Here is an 8,614-nt window from a genome sequence, read left to right as displayed (position 1 = left end):
GGCCTGATGGCATGGCTCGGCAGACAGGGTCAGCTCAACAAGGAGCGCGAGCCGCATGAGCGTCCAGCCCTGAGATGCCTCCCGCATCCGCTCGCTGATCCAGACGCTGGAAACGATCACGCAACAGATCACCGAAACGACCACCACCTTGCAATCGCTGGAAGCGCTTGCACAGCACCAGGCCAGCCAACCCGGGTTCTGGGCGAACGTGTGCAGTCTTTGGCGAGCGTCGCGCACCTGGCATACCGCGCCGAAGCTGCTGCAAGACCGGCACGGTCTCGCCCGGGCCGGGTTCGACCGCATCGCACGTCTGGCCAGGCAGTTCGCAGACGACTGGCCTTAACTGGTCGCGGGGACGCGATCGAACTGGCCGAGCCCTGGCACATCGAAAGCTGGCGACAGGCCCGAGCGCGCGTCTTCGTGCAGGCGCTCAAGCTCCATCGGACGTTCCTCGCGCTGGAGGCGGCACGTCAGCGCTCCAACCTGTTCCTGATCAACGCCAGTTGACCGGCCCACGGCTGCGAGGACTTTCCAACGAGGCGGTTCGCTCGGCCTGGGCCTCGTTGTTCATGGTCGTGCCGGCGCTCAGCATCACCTTCGCCTCGTTCGTACGCTCTTCCCGCTGGTTGGGGCCGGGGGAGATAGGCTGGCTGCTGGCCGACGAAGCCGGACGGGCCTCTCCGCAGGCGGCGGTGGGGGCGCTTTGGCGTTCCCGACGCGCACTGCGGGTAGGTGATCCGCTCCAGCTCAAGCCCATCGTCACCGTGTCCGACGCGGTGCTGGAACACCTGCGCGCACGCTACGGCGTTGATGCGCATTGGCTGCCCAACAGGCAGTCCGCGCAGACCTTGGCAGATCAGGCGACGCCATGGGGCCGCCTGGCCGGACCGGCGGACAGCGAGACCTGGATGGGGCTACCGTGGGTGGTCCATCGGCGCTGCGACAAGCCGATGCACGGGCTGGCCAGCCGCATCGCCTACGACGGTGCCATGGTGTACGGCACCGTCACACCGCGCGCCGACAAGGAGACACGCGCAAGCCTGCCGACCGGGTGGATTCATGCGAGCGGCACCTCTGACGGGAACTGGGTGCCGGCCGAAGGAGCGGCTTTGCTGGCACTGCTCACCCGCGTGCGCATCGACGGCGTGGATGCAGCAGACATCTCGGTCATGACGCCGCTCAAGGCTGTCCAGGAGAACCTCAAACGCCTGCTCGGCGACACGATGGTGTGCGGGACCATCCACACCATGCAGGGCAAGGAGGCGCCCATCGTCACCCTGGTGCTGGGCGTCAATACCCAAGGTGCCAGCGCACGGGATTGGGCGGTTTCGGAACCCAACCTGTTGAACGTGGCCGCCACACGGGCCAAGCGGCGCTTCTACGTGATTGGCGACCGCAACGACTGGCAGGCCGGGTCGCTCTTCTGCGATGTCATGGACCTCTTGCCGCTCCAGGCTCTGCACGCACGCAAAACCGTCGCCACGACCGCAGCTCGATTGCCTTGGACCAGCACGTTGATCGCGGCCAGGCCGCAGCCTCAGGGCGTGGTTCTTACGCGGTTGCGGCTTCCATAAAGCCGATCCTGGCTCATTCCCACTCGATCGTCGCCGGCGGCTTGCTGCTCACGTCGTAGGTCACGCGGTTGATGCCGCGCACTTCGTTGATGATGCGGCCCGAGACCTTCTTGAGCAGGCCATAGGGCAGTTCGGCCCAGTCGGCGGTCATGAAGTCGCTGGTCTGCACCGCGCGCAGCGCCACCACGTAGTCGTAGGTGCGGCCGTCGCCCATCACGCCCACGCTCTTGACGGGCAGGAAAACGGTGAAGGCCTGGCTGGTCAGGTCGTACCAGCTCTTGCCGGTGGCCTCGTCCTTCCAGCCGCGCAGCTCCTCGATGAAGATCGCATCGGCCCGGCGCAGCAGGTCGGCGTACTCCTTCTTCACCTCGCCCAGGATGCGCACGCCCAGGCCCGGGCCCGGGAACGGGTGGCGGTACACCATCTCGGGCGGCAAGCCCAGGGCCACGCCCAGCTCGCGCACCTCGTCCTTGAACAGGTCGCGCAGCGGCTCCAGCAGCTTCAGGCCGAGCTGCTCAGGCAGGCCGCCCACGTTGTGGTGGCTCTTGATGGTCACGGCCTTCTTGGTCTTGGCACCGCCCGACTCGATCACGTCGGGGTAGATGGTGCCCTGCGCCAGCCACTTGGCCCCCTTGGCACCCGCCCCTACCAGCTTGGCCGCCTCCTGCTTGAACACGGTGACGAACTCGCTGCCGATGATCTTGCGCTTGGCCTCGGGGTCGCTCACGCCGGCCAGCTTGCCCAGGAACAGCTCGCTCGCGTCCACGCGGATGACCTTGGCCTGCAGCTGGCCGACGAACATGTCCATCACCATGTCGCCTTCGTTCAGGCGCAACAGGCCATGGTCGACGAACACGCAGGTCAGCTGGTCGCCGATCGCGCGGTGGATCAGCGCCGCGGCCACGCTCGAATCGACGCCGCCCGACAGGCCCAGGATCACCTCCTCGTCGCCAACCTGCTCGCGGATCGCGGCCACCGCCTCGGCGATGTGGTCCTTCATCACCCAGTCGGGCTGGGCACCGGCAATGGTGCGCACGAAGCGCTCGAGCAGCGCCTTGCCCTGCACCGTGTGCGTGACCTCGGGGTGGAACTGCACCGCGTAGTAGCCGCGCGCCTCGTCGGCCATGCCGGCGATCGGGCAGCTGGGCGTGCTGGCCATCAGCTTGAAGCCCGGCGGCAGCGCGGTGACCTTGTCGCCGTGGCTCATCCACACCTTGAGCATGCCGTGGCCTTCGGGCGTGCCGAAGTCCTGGATGTCCTTCAGCAGCCGGGTATGGCCATGGGCGCGCACCTCGGCATAACCGAATTCGCGGTGGTCGCTCCATTCCACGGTACCGCCCAGCTGGGTGGCCATGGTCTGCATGCCGTAGCAGATGCCCAGCACCGGCACGCCCAGGTCCCACACCGCCTGCGGCGCACGCAGCTGGTGGTCTTCGTAGGTGCTGGCGTGGCTGCCCGACAGGATGATGCCCCTGGGCGCGAACTGCCGCACGAAGTCGTCGCTGACGTCGTTCGGGTGGATCTCGCAGTACACATGCGCCTCGCGCACGCGGCGGGCGATCAGCTGCGTGACCTGGGAGCCGAAGTCGAGGATGAGGATCTTGTCGTGCATGGTCATGCCAGTCAGGGGTGGACGTCGGCGGCCGCCGGGGCGGTGGCGCTGTCTGGAGCGGAGGAAGGGGAAACGGAAGCGGCGGGCGCCCGGCGGAAATGCCGCCAGGCCAGCAGCGTGGCCACGGCCTGCAGGCCGGCGCAGAAGTAGAACGGTGCGCCCACCCGCCAGTCGCCCGGCGGCAGGTGCGAAACGAAGCCCAGCAGGCTGGCGCCGATCACCGGCGCGGCCACGGCCATCAGGCTGCTGATGCTGGCCAGCGCGCCCATGGCCTTGCCCTGGGTGTCGGCGCCGGCCGCGTTGGACACGATGCTTTGCAGCGCGGCCGTGACCGCATAGCCCATCATGTTGGCGATGATGAAGACGTACATCATCCAGCCCTCGGTGGCGGCGGCCCAGCCCAGGTAGCACAGCGCCGCCGACATCAGGCCCAGCAGCGCCAGCCGCTCGGCCGCAAAGCGCTTGAGCAGCTGCCGCATCAAGCCGCCCTGCACGATGATCATCATCATGCCGATGGCAAACAGCGACCAGCCGTTCTCACGCGGGCCCCAGCCGAACTTGAACGCGGTGTACAGCACCCAGGTGGAATGCAGCATCAGCTGCGCCAGCGTGGCAAAGGCGATGGCGATGACCAGCGGCCCGATGCCTTGCAGCTGCGTGAGCCCGCGCAGCGCTGCCACCGGGTTGGCCTTGCGCCACTCGAAGGGGCTGCGCCGCTCGGGCGGCAGCGATTCAGGCAACACGAAAAAGCCGTACAGCAGGTTCAGCAGCGCCAGCGCGCCCGCCACGTAGAACGGCAGGTGCAGGTCGATGCTGCCCAGCAGCCCGCCCATCACCGGCCCCAGCACAAAGCCCAGGCCGAACATCGCGCCCAGCAGCGCAAAGCGGCGTGCGCGGTCTTCAGGCGGCGTGATGTCGGCCACGTAGGCATTGGCCACCGCGGCATTGGCCTGCAGCGCGCCGCTGACCAGCCGCACCGCGATCAGCATCCACAACGCATTGGCCAGGCCCGTGACGAAGAAGCTCAAAGCCAGGCCGGTGAAGCCCAGCAACAGCACCGGCCGGCGGCCGTAGCGGTCGGACAGCGCGCCCAGCACCGGCGCGCCGAAAAAGTTGGCGATGCCGAAGGCGAAGGAGACGGCGCCGAACCAGAAGGCCTGGTCGGCCTGGCTGCCGGTGAAGGTGCCCACCAGCGGCGCCAGCACCGGGATGATCAGGCCGATCGACACCATGTCGATCAGCACCGTGATCAAGATAAACGGCAGGGCCGCGGCCCGCCGGGCGGGTACGCCCGCCCCGCGCGCGTCGGCGTCCATCGTCATTCAGCGCGGTAGTTCGGCGCTTCCTTGGTGATCTGCACGTCGTGCACGTGGCTTTCGCGGATGCCGGCGGTGCTGATCTCGACGAACTCGGCCTTGGTCTGCATCTCTTCGATGGTGGCGCAGCCGCAGTAGTGCATGGAGGCACGCAGGCCGCCAGCCATCTGGAAGATGATGCCCACCACCGAGCCCTTGTACGGCACCTGGCCTTCGATGCCTTCGGGCACCAGCTTGGTGGTGTTCGGGTTGTTGGTGGCGCCTTCCTGGAAGTAGCGGTCGGCCGAGCCCTGCTGCATCGCGCCGATGGAGCCCATGCCGCGGTAGCTCTTGTAGCTGCGGCCCTGGTACAGGATGACCTCGCCCGGCGCTTCTTCGGTGCCAGCGAAGGCGCTGCCCATCATCACGGTGCTGGCGCCCGCGGCGATGGCCTTGGCCAGGTCGCCCGAGTAGCGCACGCCACCGTCGGCAATCAGCGGCACGCCGGTGCCCTTGAGCGCGGTGGCCACGCCGTCGATGGCCATGATCTGCGGCACGCCCACGCCGGTGACGATGCGGGTGGTGCAGATGGAGCCGGGGCCGATGCCGACCTTGACCGCATCGGCGCCGGCTTCCACCAGCGCCAGCGCGGCGGCGCCGGTGGCGATGTTGCCGCCGATCACGTCCACGCCCGGGTAGTGCTTCTTGACCCAGCGCACGCGGTCGATCACGCCGGCGCTGTGGCCGTGCGCGGTGTCCACCACCAGCACGTCGACGCCGGCCTTGACCAGCAGCTCGACGCGTTCTTCGGTGCCGTCGCCCACGCCCACCGCCGCGCCCACGCGCAGCTTGCCGTGCGCGTCACGCGCCGCATTGGGGAAGGTGGTCTGCTTGGTAATGTCCTTGACGGTCATCAGGCCGCGCAGCTCGAAGCCCTCGCCCACCACCACCACGCGCTCCAGCTTGTGCTGGTGCATCAGCGTCTTGGCCTCGGCCAGCGAAGCGCCTTCCTTCACCGTGACCAGGCGCTCCTGCGGCGTCATGATCTGGCGGGCGGTGACGTCCATGCGCGTTTCGAAGCGCAGGTCGCGGTTGGTGACGATGCCGATCACCGTCTTGCCCTGCACCACCGGGAAGCCCGAGACGCCATGCTGCTCGGACAGCGCGATCACTTCGCGCACCGTCATGTCGGGGCCGATGGTGATGGGGTCGCGCAGCACGCCCGATTCATAGCGCTTGACGCGGGCCACCTCGGCCGCCTGCTGCTTGGCCGTGAGGTTCTTGTGCACGATGCCGATGCCACCTTCCTGGGCCAGCGCAATGGCCAGCCGGGCTTCGGTGACGGTGTCCATCGCGGCGGACACCAGCGGCAGGTTCAGCGTGATGTTGCGCGAAAGCTGGGTGGTGAGGCTCGTATCGCGGGGCAGGACCTGCGAGAACGCTGGCACCAACAACACGTCGTCGAAGGTGAGGGCTTTGCCAAGAAGGCGCATGAGAAAGCTCCAGTCGCAAAGCGCGATTATAGGTAAGCGCGCGGCTTCTTCCTGGATGGGGCTGTGCCGCCGCTACACTGCGCGGTTATCTCCTTCACGGGCCTTGCTCGCCGCCCTCATGCACCGCCCCTTCCCGCACCTGCTCCGTGGCGCGTTGTGCGCACCGGCCCTGGCCCTGCTGCTGTCGGCGCTGCCGAGCGCGGCCCAGGCCCAGTGGGTGTGGAAGGACCAGCGCGGCCAGGTGCACGCCAGCGACATGCCGCCGCCGCGCGACGTGCCGGACAAGAACATCGTCCAGCGCCCCGCCGCTGCGGCCGTACAGCCGCAGCGCGCAGCGGCACCTTCCGCAGCCGGCGGCTCCGCCGTGCCGTTGGTGCCTGCAGCATCGGCCGCCCGCATCGACCCCGAGCTGGAAGCACGCAAGCGCCGCGCCGACGAAGAACAGGCCGCGCAGAAAAAAGCCGAAGAAGCCCGCCAGGCCAGCCAGCGCATCGAGAACTGCAACCGCGCCCGCGAAGCGCTGCGGCAGCTGGAAAGCGGCATGCGCATCGCACGCGTGAACGACAAGGGCGAGCGCGAGTTCCTGGACGATCAGGCCCGCAGCGCCGAGACCACGCGCGCACGCCAGGCAGCGGCGTCGGAGTGCCGCTGAGCCCTTGCCGGCACTGCGCGGCGATCAGCGCGACATCAACTGCAGGCCGGCTTCCACACGCGCCCGTTCGGCGGCACTGAAGTGCTGCTGCAGGTGCGCCTGCAGGGCGGCTTCGCGTTGACGGGGCGTCAGGCCCGGCAAGGCTTGCAGGCGCAGCTGCTCTGACCGTGCATCGGACAGGCGCCTGTCCCAGTCGGAAGATGCGGCGGGGTTGGGCTGTTCCAGCGGCGACAGGCCCAGCGACAACGATGGCTGCGCCGCAAAGCTCGAGTCGCCGGCGGTGCTCCAGCTGGCCTGCGGCAGCGTGCTGGCCGCCGCCTGGGCAGCGGCTGCGGCCGGCAGTGGCGCCACCTTCGCAGGGCGCCACGAAGGAAAGCCCACCATCAGTTGCCACAACCCCAGCAGCAGGATGGCGACGCAGCCCAGGCGCCAGGCGCTCACCACCCCACCTCGCGCGGCACCGGGCAGGCAGGCTGGTGGATCTGCAGCAGTGTCATGGGCAGGAGGCTCCGGTGGTCAGGACGGCGCCATGACCGCCGGCGCAAAACACAAAATCTTACACCGGGTTAACCCTGAGCGCGCCGCCCCTGCCGCTGGCCCTTGTAGCGCAGGCGCCGGGCCTCCTTGGGGTCGACCTGCAGCGGGCGGTACAGCTCGACGCGGTCGAGGTCTCGCAGCACCTGGGTGGGCGGCGCCAGGCGCCCCCACACGCCCACCTTCAGCGCGCCAGCCGCCAGGCCATGGCGCTCGGCCAGGCCGCTGCGCGCCAGGGCATCAGCCACCGTGCTGCCCGGCGGCAGTTGCAAGGCCACACGCTCGGTGCGCTCGGCCACCGGGCTGTAGACCACCTCGATGCGCAGCGGGTCGCCAGCGCCTTCAGCGGTTGCCATACACGGCTTCGGCGCGCTTGACGAAGCTGTCGACGAAGGTGTTGGCGATGCGGTCAAACACCGGGCTCACCGCGGCGCTGAGCGTGCGGCTGCTGAAGGCGTATTCGAGGTCGAACTCGATCTTGCAGGCCTGCTGCTCGCCCTGCCCCACCAGCTTGAACAGCCAGGTGCCTTCCAGCGTGGAGAAAGGGCCATCGACCAGGTGCATGCGCATCGACTCGCCCGGCACGTTGACGTTGCGGGTGGTGAAGGCCTGGCGCACCCCCAGGTACTTGAGGTGCAGGCGGGCGGTCATGCCGGTGTCGTCGCGCGAGAGGATCTCGGCTTGTTCGCACCAGGGCAGGAACTTGGGGTAGTCCTCCACCTTGCTGACCAGTTCGTACATCTCCTGCGGCGAGTACCACAGCAAGACCGACTTTTTCACGTGCTTCATAGAATGGCCAGGATTGTAGGCGGCCGCTGTGCCCCCACCTGCCCAGCAGCGGGGCACCTGCCCCAGCCCATAACTCGAACACCAGCCGCCCCATGAGCAACATCGCCGAAAACCGCCGCGCCCGCTTCGAATACCACCTCGAAGAACATCACGAGGCCGGCATGGTGCTGCAAGGCTGGGAGGTCAAGGCGGTGCGCGCCGGCCAGGTGCAGTTGACCGACGGCTATGTGCTGATCCGCGATGGCGAGCTCTTCTTGATCGGCTGCCGCATCAATGCGCTGCGCGAGGCCAGCACCCATGTGCACCCCGAGGCCGACCGCACCAAGAAGCTGCTGATGAAGAAGGACGAGATCAAGCGTCTGATCGGCAAGGTGGAACAGCGCGGCTTTACCTTGGTGCCGCTGAACCTGCACTACAAGGGCGGGCGCGTGAAGGCCGAGATCGCGCTGGCCAAGGGCAAGGCCGAGCACGACAAGCGCAACACCGAGAAAAAGCGCGACTGGGAACGCGAGAAGGGCCGGCTGATGAGACACAAGGTCTCATCGAAGGCCTGACCCTGTCTACCTTCAGCGGCTCAGTGCCGCCAGCGCCTGGGCCACGTCGGCCGTCAGGTCGTCCAGCGCCTCCAGCCCCAGGCAAAAGCGCACCAGCGTGCCTGTGTAGGG

Annotated in this window: 9 protein-coding genes; 3 read left to right on the top strand and 6 right to left on the bottom strand. The window is 68.1% G+C overall.

Annotation, left to right across the window (positions count from 1 at the left end):
• Nucleotides 1-569 precede the first annotated feature (569 nt).
• Nucleotides 570-1,574, top strand: coding sequence for an AAA domain-containing protein (locus ABNT58_RS00840; protein ID WP_348751620.1), 1,005 nt, complete (start codon nt 570-572; stop codon nt 1,572-1,574).
• Between the two features lie 13 nt (nt 1,575-1,587).
• Here ABNT58_RS00840 and guaA read toward each other — a convergent pair whose 3' ends face one another.
• The 3 genes from guaA to guaB form a co-directional block, all read right to left on the bottom strand.
• Entirely contained in the window at nt 1,588-3,186 is a 1,599-nt protein-coding gene (guaA, locus tag ABNT58_RS00835) for a glutamine-hydrolyzing GMP synthase (protein ID WP_348751617.1), read from the bottom strand.
• An 11-nt stretch (nt 3,187-3,197) separates the two neighbouring features.
• Nucleotides 3,198-4,430 carry an MFS transporter gene (locus ABNT58_RS00830; protein WP_348751619.1) on the bottom strand — a complete coding sequence of 411 codons (1,233 nt, stop codon included), beginning with the start codon at nt 4,428-4,430 and terminating at the stop codon, nt 3,198-3,200.
• Between the two features lie 74 nt (nt 4,431-4,504).
• Nucleotides 4,505-5,974: an IMP dehydrogenase gene (gene guaB / locus ABNT58_RS00825; RefSeq protein WP_348751616.1), complete on the bottom strand. Its 1,470-nt coding sequence runs from the start codon at nt 5,972-5,974 to the stop codon at nt 4,505-4,507.
• Nucleotides 5,975-6,092: 118 nt separating this feature from the next.
• Between guaB and ABNT58_RS00820 the strand changes: the two genes are divergently transcribed.
• Entirely contained in the window at nt 6,093-6,626 is a 534-nt protein-coding gene (locus tag ABNT58_RS00820) for a DUF4124 domain-containing protein (RefSeq protein ID WP_348751615.1), read from the top strand.
• Nucleotides 6,627-6,650: 24 nt separating this feature from the next.
• On the opposite strand, the gene ABNT58_RS00815 is transcribed toward ABNT58_RS00820, so the two are convergent.
• The 3 genes from ABNT58_RS00815 to ABNT58_RS00805 form a co-directional block, all read right to left on the bottom strand.
• On the bottom strand, nt 6,651-7,067 hold the full coding sequence (locus tag ABNT58_RS00815) for a hypothetical protein (RefSeq protein ID WP_348751614.1): 417 nt from the start codon (nt 7,065-7,067) through the stop codon (nt 6,651-6,653).
• A gap of 125 nt (nt 7,068-7,192) precedes the next feature.
• Nucleotides 7,193-7,516, bottom strand: a complete 324-nt coding sequence (locus tag ABNT58_RS00810; protein ID WP_348751613.1) for an RnfH family protein — start codon at nt 7,514-7,516, stop codon at nt 7,193-7,195.
• Nucleotides 7,503-7,949 carry a type II toxin-antitoxin system RatA family toxin gene (locus ABNT58_RS00805; RefSeq protein ID WP_348751612.1) on the bottom strand — a complete coding sequence of 149 codons (447 nt, stop codon included), beginning with the start codon at nt 7,947-7,949 and terminating at the stop codon, nt 7,503-7,505. The genes ABNT58_RS00810 and ABNT58_RS00805 overlap by 14 nt, the downstream gene beginning before the upstream one ends.
• A 38-nt stretch (nt 7,950-7,987) precedes the next feature.
• Here ABNT58_RS00805 and smpB point away from each other — a divergent pair, with 38 nt between their 5' ends.
• Complete coding sequence (gene smpB / locus ABNT58_RS00800; RefSeq protein WP_348751618.1) at nt 7,988-8,503, top strand: SsrA-binding protein SmpB; 516 nt, start codon at nt 7,988-7,990, stop codon at nt 8,501-8,503.
• Nucleotides 8,504-8,614: the final 111 nt, after the last annotated feature.

It is taken from the genome of uncultured Aquincola sp., assembly GCF_964001545.1.
Lineage (GTDB): Bacteria > Pseudomonadota > Gammaproteobacteria > Burkholderiales > Burkholderiaceae_C > Aquincola.
Note: the sequence above shows the minus strand (reverse complement) of the source record. Positions and strands in the feature narration are given on the sequence as shown.

What these genes read in the sequence shown, in the direction of transcription:
- ABNT58_RS00840 (WP_348751620.1), top strand. Translation starts at nt 570, where the DNA reads ATGGTCGTGCCGGCGCTCAGCATCACCTTCGCCTCGTTCGTACGCTCT.
- guaA (WP_348751617.1), bottom strand. Translation starts at nt 3,186, where the DNA reads ATGCACGACAAGATCCTCATCCTCGACTTCGGCTCCCAGGTCACGCAG.
- guaB (WP_348751616.1), bottom strand. Translation starts at nt 5,974, where the DNA reads ATGCGCCTTCTTGGCAAAGCCCTCACCTTCGACGACGTGTTGTTGGTG.
- ABNT58_RS00820 (WP_348751615.1), top strand. Translation starts at nt 6,093, where the DNA reads ATGCACCGCCCCTTCCCGCACCTGCTCCGTGGCGCGTTGTGCGCACCG.
- ABNT58_RS00810 (WP_348751613.1), bottom strand. Translation starts at nt 7,516, where the DNA reads ATGGCAACCGCTGAAGGCGCTGGCGACCCGCTGCGCATCGAGGTGGTC.
- ABNT58_RS00805 (WP_348751612.1), bottom strand. Translation starts at nt 7,949, where the DNA reads ATGAAGCACGTGAAAAAGTCGGTCTTGCTGTGGTACTCGCCGCAGGAG.